Source organism: Flavobacterium sp. SP2, assembly GCF_057626655.1.
Window position 1 is genome coordinate 129446 of the sequence record NZ_JBVHBT010000003.1, and the last position, 16049, is coordinate 145494.

A 16049-nucleotide genomic window follows, 5' to 3' on the forward strand; every position below is an offset into this window, starting at 1 on the left:
AGGCTGTAGCCTAGTTATAGGCTAAATGTCTTTCAAACTAATAAAGAATGAAACTTACATTAAAAATATGGCGTCAGCAAAACGCCCAAGATAAAGGAAAACTAGTCGACTATAACGTAGACGGAATTGAGCCAGATATGTCATTCTTAGAAATGCTTGACATTTTAAATGATCAATTGGCTTCAAAAGGAGAAGATACTGTAGCTTTCGATCACGATTGTCGTGAAGGAATTTGCGGAATGTGTTCTTTATTTATAAATGGAGAAGCTCACGGACCAGATCGCGGTGTTACAACATGTCAATTGCACATGAGAATGTTCAAAGATGGTGACACTATTTATATTGAACCTTTTAGAGCTAAAGCGTTTCCAGTAATTAAAGATTTGGTTGTTGATAGAAGTGCTTTCGACAGAATTCAACACGCTGGAGGTTTTATATCTGTAAATACTTCTGGAAATACTATCGATGCAAATGCTATTCCAATACCAAAACACGATGCGGATAGAGCTTTTGATGCTGCTTCATGTATTGGTTGTGGTGCTTGTGTTGCAACTTGTAAAAACTCATCAGCGATGCTGTTTGTTTCTGCCAAAGTTTCTCAATATGCACTGTTGCCTCAAGGAAAAGTAGAAGCTACTGATCGTGTATTGAACATGGTAAAACAAATGGACGACGAAGGATTTGGAAATTGTACCAATACTGGCGCTTGTGAAGTAGAATGTCCGAAAGGAATTTCACTTGAAAATATTGCTCGTATGAATAGAGAATATTTAAAAGCAAGTTTGGTTAAATAATTTACCACTTTCAAAATAATTTAAAGAACGCATTCATTAATTTGGATGCGTTTTTTTTATCTTTGAAAGTCAAATCACTATACAATGAGAAAAATTCTTTCATTACTATTTCTATTCATATCCATAATTTCAATCGGACAAAATTTGTATAAACATGTTAATCCAATGATAGGAACTGGCGGTCACGGTCATACGTATCCTGGCGCAACAGTTCCGTTTGGAATGGTACAACTTTCTCCGGATACTAGAATTGATGGCAGTTGGGATGGATGTTCGGGTTATCATTATGATGATTCAATAATTTATGGATTTTCTCATACGCATTTAAACGGAACTGGTTGCACCGATTATGGTGATATCATGCTGATGCCAACTATGGGCGAATCCAATTTTGAGCCAAAAGAATACGGTTCTAAATTCTCGCATTCTAATGAAAAAGCGAGTGCTGGATTTTATTCAGTGAAGTTAGATAAACATAATATTGATGTGCGTTTAACCGCTTCAAGTCGTGTTGGATTTCATGAATATGTCTTTAATAAAGATGGTCAAGCCAATATAATTCTCGATTTAAACCATAGAGATAAATTGCTATATGGCGATGTGAAAATCATCGATAATAAAACTATTGAAATTCTAAGAAGAAGTGAAGCTTGGGCAAAAGATCAATACGTTTATGCTCGAATTGAGTTCAGTGTTCCTATGATAATTAGTAAAGTTGAAGCCAATCGAGATAACAAAAAAGACTTCTATTCTGGAACTATCGTGAAAATAAGTTTTTCCAAACAAGTAAAAAAAGACGAAAAAATCTCAGTTAAAGTTTCAATTTCTCCAACAAGTTATGAAGGTGCAAAATTGAATATGTCCGAAATAAAAGGCTGGGATTTCGATAAAGTGAAAAAGGAAGCTGAGCAACTTTGGGACAAACAATTATCTAAAATAGAAATTACAGAAACCGATAAAGATAAATTGGCGGTTTTCTACACGGCTTTATATCATACAATGGTTCAACCTAATATTGCGCAAGATATTGATGGAAAATACCGTGGTAGAGACAACAAAGTGCACAATGGCGAAGGATTCGATTATTATTCGGTATTCTCTCTTTGGGATACGTTTCGTGCGGCAAATCCATTATATACGTTAATCGAAAAGAAACGTACTGCCGATTTCATCAATACGTTTCTAAAACAATACGAACAAGGTGGAAGATTGCCTGTTTGGGAATTAGCTTCCAATGAAACCGATTGTATGATTGGGTATCATTCGGTATCGGTTATGGCAGATGCTATGGCAAAAGGAATCAAGGGTTTTGACTATGAGAAAGCATTTGCTGCAGCTAAACATTCGGCTATGTTAGATCATTTAGGATTGGATGCTTATAAAAAACAAGGTTTTATTTCGATGGACGATGAACACGAAAGCGTTTCTAAAACGTTGGAATATGCTTATGATGATTGGTGTATTGCACAAATGGCCCAGATTTTGCGAAAAACTGATGATTATAATTATTTCATGAAACGTTCTGAAAATTGGACAAATATTTTTGATTGGAATACTAGTTTCATGCGACCGAAGAAAAATGGTGGTTGGAACAAACCATTTGATCCAAGAGAAATCAATAATAGTTTTACCGAGGGAAATTCCTGGCAGTATTCTTTTTTTGTACCACAAAATATTTATGGAATGATTCAAGCATATGGTGGGAATGATAAATTTGAGGCCAAACTTGATGAAATGTTCAACAGCGAAAGTAAAACTACAGGAAGAGAACAAGTTGATGTTACGGGATTAATCGGACAATATGCACACGGAAATGAACCGAGTCATCACATGGCGTATTTGTATAATTATGTTGGAAAACCAGAAAAAACAGCTGAAAAAGTACATTTTATTCTAAATAATTTTTACAAAAACACACCAGATGGATTAATAGGAAACGAAGACTGCGGACAAATGAGTGCTTGGTATGTGTTGAGTTCAATTGGTTTATATCAAGTAACTCCAGGACTAGATTTACTAAATATTGTAAAACCTATTTTTAAAAATGCAAAATTAAAACTTTACGAAAACAAATTGTATGAATTTCCAGATTTAACAAAAGACGGATATTTTATAGATTTTGGAATGTTGGGTTCTAAAGAACTTAGTTCACAAAAAACTTTTGGAATGATATTGTATTATAATATACATTCAATGCCTGTAATAGAAAGTTACAGTAATTCGTTTACAGATAAATTGGACATTAAAATTATAAAAAATAACAAAGAAGACAAAATTTATTACGCATTTAAAAAAAATGGAAAATTTAAAGAGTATAAACAGCCACTAACAATCAAGAAATCAAGTATTATTTATGCTTACACGGCTAAAAAGTATTATAATTTTTGTTTAACAACTTCTCGTTTCGTAAATAGTGACACAATCTCCGCAACATTCTTCAAAAAACCAAACAATTACACCATCAACATAAAATCTACTTACAATCCGCAATACCATGCTGGAGGAAATGAAGGTTTGATTGATGGAATTAATGGTTCCACCAACTGGAGAAAAGGCGATTGGCAAGGGTATCAAAGTCAAGATTTTGAAGCAATTGTTGATTTGCAAAGTGTAAAAGAAGTAACCAATTTTAATGCAACTTTCCTACAAGACCAACGTTCCTGGATTTTAATGCCAACCAAAGTAGAATATTACAGTTCGACAGATAATATCAATTTTACATTAATCACTTCTGTTGCCAATGATGTCGATCCAAAAAAAGAGGAAAACACCATTAAAGATTTCAATTTCAAATCATCAAAACCAATTAATGCACGATATATAAAAGTTAAAGCCTATAATTTTGGAAAACTTCCAGATTGGCATATTGGCTATCATGATAAAGGTGAAGCTTATATTTTTATAGACGAGATAACAATAAAATGATCAATATTATTTAATTTATACAACTTATCACTTTTAATAAATGAATAAAAATTTATATTGGTCCGTTTTTAAAAATCTAGAAAAGGAATTAGTTGAGCTGTCAACACAAATACATATTGATGATAATCAATTAAACGTTTACTCTGTTAAAATTACTGAGCTTATTATTAGAACAGTTGTAGAAATTGAATCTATTTCTAAGGAACTTTATTATATATTAGGTGGAAATAAAGCAGATGACAATAACTTATTTTTTGATACCGATTGCATTCAACATTTAGAGGATAACTGGAAATTAAGCAAGAAGAAAATATTTGTTTCAGCCTTTAATTTTTATTTGATTAATGAAAACAACAAAGTACTTACTCCTTTGAAAAAAGCTAATAGAAGAGGATCAAGTTCTTCTGAATGGCAAAAAGCTTATCAAGCAATAAAACATAATCGAGTTAAAAATTTAAAAAAAGGGAATCTAAAAAACTTATTAAGTGGTTTAGGAGCATTATACCTTTTAAATATATATTTTAAAGATATAATTTTTGAATCAATTAATGATCGGTCAGGAACAAATTTAGATTTAAGCATGGGATCATCTATCTTCTCAATTAAATCTCATCGAGTCAACGGTATTCATCCAGTTTTAAAATATAATAAATTAGAAGACTTTGATGAATGTACTTATTTAATTAAGGCAACCGATATAACATTAGAAGTATTTCAGATGTCTATGAATAATTTTAACAGCGAATTTCAACAGAAAATTTCAAAAAACATAGATACTAATAAAGATAATACTGATGTAACTAGACAAAAAATTATCGATGCTTCATTAAATCAAGTAAGTAAAGATATATTAATTAAGTATAAAATGTCTGAAGAAGATATTAAATATGAGGCCGTATTAAACAAACAGCAGTTCTAAATAATCTTTTGATTTTCAACAATCAAAATCTTAATTGTAATTAAAATGATTTTAAATTTAGCTTTAATCCAAACCGAACTATCTTGGGAAAATCCCAATGAAAACAAAGCTTTACTTCAAGAAAAGATAAATACTATTTCGCAATATGTCGATTTGATAGTTTTGCCCGAAATGTTCACATCTGGATTTACAATGAATCCAAAAAAAGTGGCTCAAACTATGGAAGGTGAAGCCATTTTATGGTTAAAAGAAACTGCAAAAGCTAAAAATTGTGCCATAACAGGAAGTTTAGTAATCGAAGAAAACGGTAACTATTTTAACCGATTGGTTTTTGTATTTCCATCAGGTGAAATTCAATCGTATGACAAAAGACATTTATTTACCTTAGCTGGTGAAGACAAAGTTTATACTGCTGGAAAAGATAAATTAATTGTCGAATACAAAGGATTCAAAATCTGTCCACTAATTTGCTACGATTTGCGTTTCCCAGTTTTTGCACGAAATGTAGAAGATTATGATGTATTGATTTATGTAGCCAATTGGCCAAAGCCTCGCATAAACGCTTGGGATATTTTGCTAAAAGCGCGAGCTGTTGAAAATATGAGTTATGTAATTGGCGTCAACAGAATTGGATTGGATGAGAACAACCACGAATACGTCGGTCACTCACAAGCAGTAGATTTTCTTGGAAATTACATTCAGGAACCGCAAGAAATTGAAGGCGTTTTTGTAGTAGAATTGGATAAAAAAGCACTTTTAGAGACTAGAAGTAAATTGGCTTTTTTAAACGATAAAGATGAATTTCAAATTCTCTAAAAACCATTGAAAAACACAAAAGGCACAAAAAAAATCTTTTTGTGCCTTTCGTGTTAAAATTTATTGCCCAACATTGAAAGGTTGTTCAACATCCCAATTGGCTCGTACATCAATTTCTTTTGGAAAGTAAATAACCTCTTCGCTTTGACGTTTTTCAAGAAAATTTCCAGCATCCCAGATCTTATTTTTGTTGTCATCGTAAATAAGTCTTAAAGTGAATAGTGCAGGTTCTACTAAGTCAAAATAGAGTAAGGTTTCTTTTTCTGAATAACCAGTAGCAAGCACTTTTCCATCTTTATTTGTAAGTTCTACTAGTACTGGAAATCGTTTCACATTTTCGAGTTTAACTCGTAAATTCCCATAATCGGAAGTGTTTTGTGTAGCAAATTTATAATTTAAAGTATCGTTTACTTTATCGTGCATATCGGTAATGCCACCGGGAAGAATGCGCATCGCATATTTTTGGAGCGGTTCTTTTTCAAAATCAAATACCAATTGCTGTTTGAATTCGTCATACGATGCTGTAAATTTTACATCAGTTGAATCTTTATCAATTAACTTGATTTTAGACACATCAAACTTAGCTATTGGCGTGTTGGAGTTGATGGCAAACTTGTCTCTGAAATTTAAAGTACCTCGTTGTACAGGATCAAAATTTAAACTGTCTTTCTTTTGGTCTTTAAATTTTAATGAAAATGTTTTGCTAAACTTATCTTTAGCAACGTCTATGGCTAATGAATCGCCTTTTATAGCTTTAAACCAAACGTTTATAGAATCTTTTTTCTCAATTTCACTGATGTAGTGTGGAATAATTTCGGTTCCTTTTCTGATGTTTATTTTTACATCTTTGGCATTGCCTTCATAACCTAAAACAACTTTTGAACCAGATGCTTGTGAAATATTTAATGCTTTAAAAGGCAACTCTTCTTTAAACAGTTCCATCACATACACAGTATCGTTTGGAATGGTTACTGGATCTTTTTGAAAGCCAATTTTGTCTGTTTTTGGATCAAACTTGTAGTTGCCATTTACATCTTTTATGGCAACAAGTTGGTATTTCCCTTCTTTTAAATTTTCAAGTTTTACGATTTTTAAACTGTCTAAAGTATTGGTAATGTAGCGTGGCGCTTGCTTGTAAACAACTGAATCTGAATATTTATCGTTCAGCTCATACAACATGATTGAAACAAAGTTGTCTTCTTTTTTATTTATAGCATCTTTTACTTTTACGTTTAATTGAAGTGAATCTATGTAACTTCCAGTTGAAAAAACATACTTGAATTGTTGTAGCACGTTTCCTTCATTATTATCTGTAATACTATTTCCAAAGTTGAAACTGTAAGTAGTGTTTTCAAGTAAGGTGTCGGTAAATTTTATTGAAATAATTTTACTAGCGTTATAAGGTAAAATTTCGGGTTGTTTTTTTAGTGGTGGTGAAATGATGAGTTGTTTTGTTGCATTTTTCATCTTAACATATTCATCAAAATACAATTTGATTTCGTTTCCTTTAAAATTTGTTGAGAAATTTTTTGGAAAACTATTGGTTAAAACTGGCGCTAAAGTATCTTTCATACCACCAGTTATCGAACCTCTTTTGGCACAACCAATACTAGCAATAGCTAGAATTATAAGACCGTATTTTATAATAATTTTTAGCATCAAAATAATTTTTAACTGTCGCAAAATAACAACTATCTTTTGTGTAAACGAAATATTTTTATTTATAATTAACTAAAAACGCTACTGTGTCATTGCCATACATACAATGCTAATTTTTGATCCTGGAATTTTTAGTAATTCTTTAGCACAAGATTCAAGTGTTGCGCCAGTTGTGATGACATCGTCTACCAATAAAAAATGTTTGTTTTGCAGTTGTTTGTCGCTATTGATAATTGCAAATATGTTTTCTGTAACTTCACTGCGTTGCATTAAATTTTTTCGTACTTGCGTTTCCGAATAGATTTTTCTTTGCAAAATGCGTTCATCAAAAGCAATATTTAGTTCTTTGGCAATGGCATTTCCAAATTTTGAAGTTTGGTTGTATCCTCGTTGTTTGAATCTTTTTTTATGCAGCGGAACAGGAATTACAATATCAATTTCTTGCAATGCAGCAATAGTTTTTAATTCTTCGGCATACCAAAAACCTATGGTTTCGCCAATTTCTTCGTGACCTTTATATTTTAGTTTGTGAATCATTTCCTGTAAAATGCCTTTTTTATGAAAATAAAATAAGGCAGCTCCAAATTCTAATGGAATTCTACCGTAAAAACGGCTTACAAATTCATTATTTTCAATTAAATGGTGATTGGTAAGCGGAATTTCATGCCGGCAGATGGTACAAATAACCAGTTCGTTTTCCAATAGAAAAGAATTGCAGCCAGCGCAAGCTTTAGGAAAAAATAAATTGAGTAAATTTTTAAACATAATTAGTTTGCAAATAGTTAATTATCAAGGCTAAAATTTAAAAAAATAGATTCGAAACCGATTATTATTTCATAAAAATATAAAAATCAATCTTTCAATGCAGTTTTATTTTAGTTTTTATATTTTTGCATCATTATGGCAAAACAAGAAGATAATTTTAAGAACGTAATTTCGCATGCAAAAGAGTACGGATTTATTTTTCCGTCAAGCGAAATTTATGATGGTTTAAGCGCAGTGTATGACTACGCTCAAAATGGAGTTGAATTAAAGAAAAACATCCGAGAATACTGGTGGAAAGCAATGGTGCAAATGCACGAAAACATTGTTGGTCTTGACGCTGCAATTTTGATGCATCCAACTACTTGGAAAGCATCCGGTCACGTTGACGCCTTTAATGATCCATTAATTGACAATAAAGATTCGAAAAAAAGATACAGAGCCGACGTTTTAGTTGAGGATTATGCCGAAAAATTAAATCTGAAAGCTAAAAAAGAAATCGAAAAAGCGAGTGTTCGTTTTGGAGACGCCTTCAATGAACAAGAATTTATAACTACAAACGGTAGAGTTGTAGAATATCTAGCCAAAGAAAAAGAAATTAGAGAACGTTTAGGTCGTTCTTTAGGAAATGGCGATTTGGCTGATGTGAAAGCATTAATAGAAGAATTAGAAATTGCCGATCCCGAAACGGGTTCAAGAAATTGGACTGACGTGAAGCAATTCAACTTGATGTTTGGTACAAAATTAGGTGCTTCCGCTGAAAATGCAATGGATTTGTACTTACGTCCCGAAACGGCTCAAGGAATTTTTGTGAATTTCTTAAACGTTCAGAAATCGGGTCGAATGAAAATTCCGTTTGGAATTGCACAAACAGGTAAAGCCTTTAGAAATGAAATTGTGGCAAGACAATTTATTTTCCGTATGCGTGAATTTGAACAAATGGAGATGCAATTTTTTGTAAAACCAGGCGAAGAGATGAAATGGTACGAATACTGGAAAACTACGCGTTTAAACTGGCATTTGTCTCTAGGTTTAGGAAAAAACAATTACCGTTTTCACGATCATGATAAATTAGCGCATTATGCCAATGCTGCTGCCGATATTGAATTCAATTTTCCATTCGGATTTAAAGAATTAGAAGGAATTCACTCAAGAACTGACTTCGATTTGAAAGCACATGAAAAATTTTCAGGTAAAAAACTACAATATTTTGATACTGAAGAGAATAAAAATTATGTTCCGTATGTTGTAGAAACATCAGTTGGATTAGACAGAATGTTTTTAGCCGTTTTTGCAACGTCATTGAAAGAAGAAACGCTAGAAGATGGTTCTACAAGAACAGTTTTAAGTTTGCCATCAGTTTTAGCACCAACAAAAGCTGCTGTTTTACCATTAGTTAAAAAAGATGGTTTGCCAGAGGTTGCTCAGAGCATTATTGATGAATTAAAATGGGATTTCAATGTTGCTTACGACGAAAAAGACGCCGTAGGAAGACGCTACCGCCGTCAGGATGCATTGGGAACTCCATTTTGTATTACAGTTGATCACCAAACTCTAGAAGATCAAACAGTAACTATTCGTCATCGAGACACGATGAAGCAAGATCGTGTTGCGATTACTGAATTAAAAGATATTATAGATCAAGAAGTTTCTATGAGAAATTGGTTGATGAAAACAGTATAATTTATTTACTAGATATAAATTACAATCCCGCTAGAATATAGCGGGATTTTTTTGTCATTTAATTCTTTGTTGTATTAATCTTCTTTAGGTAAATTAATTTCTGTTAGCACAAAATCTTTTACTTTCTGCCACGTTTTTTGATTCAAGGAATAGTAGATGTTGTTTCCTTTCATTTTGCCGTGAATAAGCTTTACTCTTTTAAGTTCTGAAAGATGTTTTGATACAGTAGATTGTGCCAACGGAAGCACAATTTGCATGTCGCCACAATTGGACGATGGCGAATCCATTAAAAACTGAATTATTTTTAATCTTGCAGGATTTCCTAGTGCTTTTAAAATTTCTGACATTTCATTGATTTTAAAGGCGAAACCAAATGTTTTTGTAATTCCCATATTGCTATTTATAGTTTTTAATTTTTACTATTTTTTTCTTTTGATTTTTGAAATTTTAAACTCAAAAAAACAATAAATTGAGTTTTAATGATGTAATTTATACTAGTTCATACCTTGATTAATTCCTGATAGAAAATTCTTAAATCTTTTTTTAAAGTTTGTATTACAAATGCTCTTAAATTAGAACAATCTACCATAATTTTGATAATTATTTATTCCAATAAATTAGTAATATTTTATTCTGTTAAAATTTATTTTTCTACTTAAATTATTTATAAACAGGCTTTTACTGCGTTTTTTTAGTATTCTATATTGCAATATAGTAATTTTAAATTATTTTGAGATTTAAATTTTTTAAAAGTTCAAAATTGTAGGAAATAACCTTATTTGCAATGTGTTTCATCGACTAAATTTTCCGTTCAACTAAAATGTTGTTATTGTATTGGTTTCGCAGATGCATTTTTTAAAAATCAGATTCAAATAGGTTATTTTAGTACAGTTAAAAAAGGTGACTCTTTTACTTTCTTTAACAATAGTCCCAAGCTATTCAACTTAACCACAATTAACTAATGCTTTACCTCTAAACAAGTAAGGCAAATTGAAGAATTTTACATTCGTAATTATCGATGAAAGCCATAATAATGGGTTGAAAACTCGTGCAATCGCAGAAAGTTTTCAAAACCTGCATTATTTGGCGTCGGCAACTACGTATGAAGATGGCTTGGATTGCATTTTAGAATACAATCCAGATATTGTCTTTTTAGAAATTGATCCTTCGGATAAGGATTCTAATCTTTCGCTTGCGTTAATTAATGAAATGCACCGATATTTAACCGTTATTCCCAAAGTATTTGTTACTACAAAAAATGATACGCTGTGTTTAAATGCATTTAAATATGGGGTTTTCGATTATTTTATACATCCGCTAGAAACTAAAGAACTTAGGAAATCGCTGTTTCGATTGGATAAAGAAACTCCAACGGCTAACAACCAATTTAGTACAACGATTGATCATAATAGTGGATCGAATGCAAGTACAGTAGTAAATTATCATTCTAATTCAGTCCTAGAAAATAAAGTAGATGATGTTGACAATGAGGAGTTAGTTGCGAATAGTAATGCTGTAGAAACTGATCAATCTGTTCAGCAAGAAGTGCTTGAAGAGGAAATTAGTAGTACCGAAGATAAATCAGCAAGTTCAAAAGAAGTTTCGTTTTTACATACTGATGATACGTCAAGTAAACCGTTAATAATATGCGTAAAATCCTATGGAGATTACCGCTATATTGATGCAAAAGACATTTGCTATCTCCAAGCCGACAACAACTCTACCGACATACATTTGAATACTGGTGAAATGATTACGGCATTTAAAACGCTGAAACATTTTGAAGGTGTACTGTCGTATCCATTTGTTAGAATTCACAACAGTTATATTGTCAATATTGATTATGTATCGAGAATTCATACAGGAAATACAGTTTGCCATATTAAAAATACCACCACTAAACTGCCGTTTTCTAAATCTTACAAGGAAAACATAGATGCTATAATTGCCACAATTGCATCGGGAAATTACTTGGAAATCTAATAGTAATCTATTTCTTATCGATTTTTAGAGGTCTTATTTATGATTGTTTTCACAATTATTTTTATTTAAATAATTGAAAATCAAGTATTTGAGTTTGATTTTGCTAAAAATTACTATTGTTTTGTGAAAAACTATCATTTACCCAAATTTGAGGTTCATTCACTATCAAACTACGTCATTCTACCATATACACCTAAAACGGTATCAATTGACCTTTCTTCTTCTAGTAATTTTACAACGTAGAAAGCCCCAAAAAACATGGCTTTTAAAATGGATATTAAACCCTACTAAATAAAATTTTAGAAATTATGAAAAAATCAATTGCAATTTTCGGATTATTCTTAATGATGGTTTCTTTAACATCATTTACATCTCCAAATGAAATTGGAGGAAACGGAAGCGTAGTGACCAATTGAGGAAGAAACACTCAAGGAGAAATTTATTCTGAGATAGGAGGAAGAAATACTCAAGGTGAAGTTTACTCAGAAATTGGTGGAAGAAATACTCAAGGTGAAGTTTACTCAGAAATTGGTGGAAGAAATACCCAAGGTGAAGTTTATTCAGAAATTGGTGGAAGAAATACACAAGGTGAATAATAATTAAAGATCTTATATCTACAAAAACTATCAATTTTTATTGATAGTTTTTTTTTGGTATTATTTTTAGTATTTTTGAAAAAAAACTTACTATTTCATTGAAAAAAACTACTTTAATATTTTCAATTATAATTATACTTTTCAGTTGTTCCAAAAATAAGGAAGTTGAAATATCTGCTAAATCATCTACTGATAGTATATTAGAATACATGCGTTACGCGAACAGTAATACAATTTCAGAATTTGAAAAAGATAAAGCTATTAAAAATGGATTTAGACTACTTAAGTTTTCCAAAAATAATTCTCAAAATAGGGATACACTCTTCAGTATAGTTTTTAGATATTATGAAAAAAAAGATTGGCCAAATTTTCAAGAATCTTCAAAACTCTTGCTGAAAAATTCTATTTTAGCTAATGATTCAATTAATATTGTAAAATCGTATAGATATAAGGCCAATTATTTCAAGAGAACTGAAGTGTATGATAGTTCATTTTATTATTATTTAAAGGCTGAAAAAATTTATTCTAAGAGAAATGATAAAATAAATTTAGCTATAATTTTACTTAATAAAGGAATAGTTCAACATATTATTAATGAATACTTAGGCGCTGAACTTTCTTTAACCAAAGCCTATTACATTTTTAAAGATTCGGAAGATAAAAATAAATTATACGGAACTTTAAATCAATTGGGTTTAGTTTGTAACGAATTGAAAGAATATGAAAGAGCAGCCGATTATCATTTACAAGCTTTGGCAGTTGTTAAAGAATTTAATTTACAAAGTGAAGAACATCAGGAAGCGGTGTGTTACAATAATTTAGGTTACTTATACATTAAACAAAAAAATTACAAAAAAGCAAGTGAATATTTTGAACTTGGACTCAAAGACAAGACGATACTAAACGATGATCCTGAGTTATATTCAAGTTTGATTGATAATTTAGCCTATTGTCGATTCCAAATAAAGGACGATAGAGGTTTGCCTAAACTTTTTTTTGATGCACTTGAAGTTCGAAAGAAGCTAGACAATTATACCGTTATTGTTGGTAGTTATATTCATCTTTCTGAATATTACAACGAAAAGAAGAATGCTGTATTGGCAATGAAATTTTCAAACGAAGCAGTAAAGATTGCAAGAAATTCTAAAATCCCAATCAATGTAATTTTGGCTTTAAAGCAAGCTTCGAATGTCGACAGTAAAAACGCTGCTGCATATACCAAAGATTATATCAGGATTTCCGACAGTCTTCAAATAGTGGAACGAAATTCCAAAGATCGGTTTGCCAGAATTCAGTTAGAAACCGATGAATTAAAAAGAGAAAACAGTTTTTTAGCGGAGGAAAATCGCACCATACTCAATTATTTTTTCGGATCTTTAATTATTTTTGGCTTTCTAATGTACATGAGAAGCCAACGTGCTAAAAACAGGTATTTAATTCTTGAACAAGCGCAGCAAAAAGCTAACGAGGATATTTATCGTTTAATAATTTCACAACAAGATAAAGTCGAAGAAGGAAAGTTATTAGAAAAAACCCGAATTGCCAAAGAAATACACGACGGTATTCTTGGACGATTGTTTGGATTGCGATTAAATCTTGATGGGTTGAGTCATCGAAATGATAGTCTTGTCAATGAAGAACGAGAGAATTATTTGAATGAATTAAAATTAATTGAACAAGATCTTAGAGAAATTTCTCATGAGTTGAGCAGAGAAAAGAAAATGCTAATTCACAATTTTATTGCCATTCTTAACCGCTTGTTCGATCAACAAATTGCGGTTAGTAAATCTAAATTTGAAACCAATATTGACGATTCGATTGATTGGGATTTATTATCCAATACCACCAAAATCAATTTATATAGAATTATTCAAGAGTCGTTTCAAAACACTAACAAATATGCAAAAGCAAAAACGGTTAGAGTAACTTTTAAGAAAGACGTTAAAGGGAATCTAAATCTAACTATATTTGACGATGGAATTGGTTTTGATGAAGCTGTAAAGAGCAAAGGTATAGGCCTAAATAATATTATAGAACGAGTACATGAAAGTCTTGGTACAATTGAAATTGTTACCGGAAAAAATAAAGGTACTTTAATCAATATTACCGTTCCACTTGAAAGTAAAAATTTAAAAACATAAAATAATGTCCCAAGTTATTAATGTGCTTATAGTTGATGACCATCCTTTTATTATTCAAGGATATAAAAATGTAATCAACTTGTTTCCTAATAAAAAAATCAGCTTTACCTACACCGAAGCGATAGATTGTAAATCGGGTTACGAAACAATTATCAATTCAGAAATAAATTTTGATATAGCCTTTTTAGATATTAGTATGCCAACGTATGAAGAAAAAAACATTCATACAGGAGAAGATTTAGCCAAAATTATTATCGAAAAAATGCCCGAATGCAAAATTGTGATGTTAACAATGCATTCCGAAAGTTTAAAGGTTGAAAGCATTATTGAGCAAATAAACCCTTTAGGATTAGTAATAAAAAACGACTTGACTTTTGATCAAATGATTTTAGCGTTAGGTACAATTTTAAAAGGTGAAAAATATTATAGCGAAGCCGTGATTACTTTTTTAAATCAATTACAGCAAGAAAAAATCTATGTTGATGTAATTGACAAACAAATTTTACATTATATAAATAAAGGAATCGACTCTGAAGATATTCCGCTCTATATCACCATTTCTTCTAGCAATGTAAGAGCGCGTAAAGAAAGAATGAAAGAACAACTAGGCATGACCGAAAGTTCGGATGCCGACTTTATAAAAGCAGCAAAAGATAAAGGAATGTTATTATAATAAAAAAGCGATTGAAAACACTATTTCAATCGCTTTTTTAAATTTATAGGGAGTTATACTAATTTATTTGCCACAAGATATTCTGCAATTTGAATCGTATTTGTAGCAGCGCCTTTTCTCAAATTATCTGCAACAATCCACATGTTTAACGTGTTAGGCTGACTTTCGTCACGGCGAATTCGACCTACAAAAACATCGTCTTTACCTTCTGCAAAAAGAGGCATAGGATAGGTAAATGTATCGGTGTTGTCTTGAACCACGACACCATCTGTATGATGCAAAATGTTTCTAACCTCGTTTACATCAAAGTCAGTTTCAAATTCAACGTTTACCGCTTCGCTATGTCCGCCTACAATAGGAACGCGGATTGCTGTTGCTGTTACGGCAATAGTTTTGTCGTTTAGGATTTTTTGAGTTTCACGAACCAGTTTCATTTCCTCTTTTGTATATCCATTTTCTTCAAAACTATCACATTGTGGAATAGCATTACGGTGAATTTGGTATTTGTAAGCCATTTCGTCTTGAATTCCGGCATATTCATTTTCAAGCTGTTTTACTGCTTTTACACCAGTTCCAGTGATCGATTGATATGTCGAAACAATAATTCGTTTAATGTCGTATTTTTTATGCAAAGGTGCCAACACCATTACCATTTGAATGGTAGAACAGTTTGGATTGGCAATAATTTTATCTTCTTTAGTAAGTTCAGAAGCATTGATTTCAGGAACAATTAATTTTTTAGAATGATCCATTCTCCATGCTGAGGAATTATCAATTACAGTTGTGCCGGCTGCTGCAAACTTTGGCGCCCATTCTAAAGAGGTTTCACCACCAGCAGAAAAAAGTGCAATATCAGCTTTCAAGTCGACAGCGGTTTGTAATCCAACAACCTTAAACTTCTTTCCTTTAAACTCAATTTCTTTTCCAACAGATTTCTCTGATGCAACAGGAATTAATTCCGTAACCGGAAAATTTCGTTCAGCCAAAACTTGAAGCATTACTTCACCAACCATACCGGTTGCACCAACAACAGCAACTTTCATACTTATTTTTTTATAAATTAATTTTCTTGAGATACAAAAGTAGTTAGAAATTCGA

The 16049-nt window shown here is 31.5% G+C and carries 12 protein-coding genes; 8 read left to right on the forward strand and 4 right to left on the reverse strand.

Annotation, left to right across the window (positions count from 1 at the left end; translation table 11 throughout):
• Nucleotides 1-47 precede the first annotated feature (47 nt).
• The 4 genes from ACZ098_RS08485 (at nt 48) to ACZ098_RS08500 (ending at nt 5454) form a co-directional block, all read left to right on the forward strand.
• Complete coding sequence (locus ACZ098_RS08485) at nt 48-794, forward strand: succinate dehydrogenase/fumarate reductase iron-sulfur subunit (RefSeq protein WP_487311326.1); 747 nt, start codon at nt 48-50, stop codon at nt 792-794.
• 84 nt (nt 795-878) lie between these two features.
• Nucleotides 879-3719 carry a GH92 family glycosyl hydrolase gene (locus ACZ098_RS08490; protein WP_487311327.1) on the forward strand — a complete coding sequence of 947 codons (2841 nt, stop codon included), beginning with the start codon at nt 879-881 and terminating at the stop codon, nt 3717-3719.
• 40 nt (nt 3720-3759) lie between these two features.
• Nucleotides 3760-4638 carry a hypothetical protein gene (locus tag ACZ098_RS08495; protein WP_487311328.1) on the forward strand — a complete coding sequence of 293 codons (879 nt, stop codon included), beginning with the start codon at nt 3760-3762 and terminating at the stop codon, nt 4636-4638.
• A 45-nt stretch (nt 4639-4683) separates the two neighbouring features.
• Nucleotides 4684-5454 carry a nitrilase family protein gene (locus tag ACZ098_RS08500; protein ID WP_487311329.1) on the forward strand — a complete coding sequence of 257 codons (771 nt, stop codon included), beginning with the start codon at nt 4684-4686 and terminating at the stop codon, nt 5452-5454.
• A gap of 60 nt (nt 5455-5514) precedes the next feature.
• Here the strand turns inward: ACZ098_RS08500 and ACZ098_RS08505 are convergent, their stop codons facing one another.
• Nucleotides 5515-7113 carry an Ig-like domain-containing domain gene (locus ACZ098_RS08505; protein ID WP_487311330.1) on the reverse strand — a complete coding sequence of 533 codons (1599 nt, stop codon included), beginning with the start codon at nt 7111-7113 and terminating at the stop codon, nt 5515-5517.
• An 81-nt stretch (nt 7114-7194) separates the two neighbouring features.
• The gene (locus tag ACZ098_RS08510) at nt 7195-7878 is read right to left on the reverse strand and encodes a ComF family protein (protein ID WP_487311331.1); all 684 of its coding nucleotides are present in this window, start codon (nt 7876-7878) and stop codon (nt 7195-7197) included.
• A gap of 135 nt (nt 7879-8013) precedes the next feature.
• Between ACZ098_RS08510 and ACZ098_RS08515 the strand changes: the two genes are divergently transcribed.
• Nucleotides 8014-9558 (forward strand): glycine--tRNA ligase, encoded by a 1545-nt coding sequence (locus ACZ098_RS08515; protein WP_487311332.1) that lies wholly within the window; start codon nt 8014-8016, stop codon nt 9556-9558.
• Between the two features lie 74 nt (nt 9559-9632).
• Here ACZ098_RS08515 and ACZ098_RS08520 read toward each other — a convergent pair whose 3' ends face one another.
• A complete protein-coding gene (locus tag ACZ098_RS08520) occupies nt 9633-9950 on the reverse strand; it encodes an ArsR/SmtB family transcription factor (protein WP_487311333.1) in 318 nt (105 codons plus the stop codon).
• Nucleotides 9951-10548: 598 nt separating this feature from the next.
• On the opposite strand from ACZ098_RS08520, the gene ACZ098_RS08525 reads away from it, so the two are divergent.
• The 3 genes from ACZ098_RS08525 to ACZ098_RS08535 all read left to right on the forward strand — a co-directional run bounded on the left by ACZ098_RS08525 (nt 10549) and on the right by ACZ098_RS08535 (nt 14951).
• Nucleotides 10549-11541 (forward strand): LytR/AlgR family response regulator transcription factor, encoded by a 993-nt coding sequence (locus ACZ098_RS08525; RefSeq protein ID WP_487311334.1) that lies wholly within the window; start codon nt 10549-10551, stop codon nt 11539-11541.
• Between the two features lie 694 nt (nt 11542-12235).
• Nucleotides 12236-14278, forward strand: a complete 2043-nt coding sequence (locus ACZ098_RS08530) for a tetratricopeptide repeat-containing sensor histidine kinase (protein ID WP_487311335.1) — start codon at nt 12236-12238, stop codon at nt 14276-14278.
• 4 nt (nt 14279-14282) lie between these two features.
• Nucleotides 14283-14951, forward strand: a complete 669-nt coding sequence (locus ACZ098_RS08535; protein ID WP_487311336.1) for a response regulator — start codon at nt 14283-14285, stop codon at nt 14949-14951.
• Between the two features lie 53 nt (nt 14952-15004).
• On the opposite strand, the gene ACZ098_RS08540 is transcribed toward ACZ098_RS08535, so the two are convergent.
• Nucleotides 15005-15994, reverse strand: coding sequence for an aspartate-semialdehyde dehydrogenase (locus ACZ098_RS08540; RefSeq protein ID WP_487311337.1), 990 nt, complete (start codon nt 15992-15994; stop codon nt 15005-15007).
• Nucleotides 15995-16049 lie beyond the last annotated feature (55 nt).

Bases quoted from the DNA above. Each gene is read 5' to 3' on its own strand.
- ACZ098_RS08485 (WP_487311326.1), top strand. From the start codon at position 48: ATGAAACTTACATTAAAAATATGGCGTCAGCAAAACGCCCAAGATAAA.
- ACZ098_RS08490 (WP_487311327.1), top strand. From the start codon at position 879: ATGAGAAAAATTCTTTCATTACTATTTCTATTCATATCCATAATTTCA.
- ACZ098_RS08495 (WP_487311328.1), top strand. From the start codon at position 3,760: ATGAATAAAAATTTATATTGGTCCGTTTTTAAAAATCTAGAAAAGGAA.
- ACZ098_RS08500 (WP_487311329.1), top strand. From the start codon at position 4,684: ATGATTTTAAATTTAGCTTTAATCCAAACCGAACTATCTTGGGAAAAT.
- ACZ098_RS08505 (WP_487311330.1), bottom strand. From the start codon at position 7,113: ATGCTAAAAATTATTATAAAATACGGTCTTATAATTCTAGCTATTGCT.
- ACZ098_RS08510 (WP_487311331.1), bottom strand. From the start codon at position 7,878: ATGTTTAAAAATTTACTCAATTTATTTTTTCCTAAAGCTTGCGCTGGC.
- ACZ098_RS08515 (WP_487311332.1), top strand. From the start codon at position 8,014: ATGGCAAAACAAGAAGATAATTTTAAGAACGTAATTTCGCATGCAAAA.
- ACZ098_RS08520 (WP_487311333.1), bottom strand. From the start codon at position 9,950: ATGGGAATTACAAAAACATTTGGTTTCGCCTTTAAAATCAATGAAATG.
- ACZ098_RS08535 (WP_487311336.1), top strand. From the start codon at position 14,283: ATGTCCCAAGTTATTAATGTGCTTATAGTTGATGACCATCCTTTTATT.
- ACZ098_RS08540 (WP_487311337.1), bottom strand. From the start codon at position 15,994: ATGAAAGTTGCTGTTGTTGGTGCAACCGGTATGGTTGGTGAAGTAATG.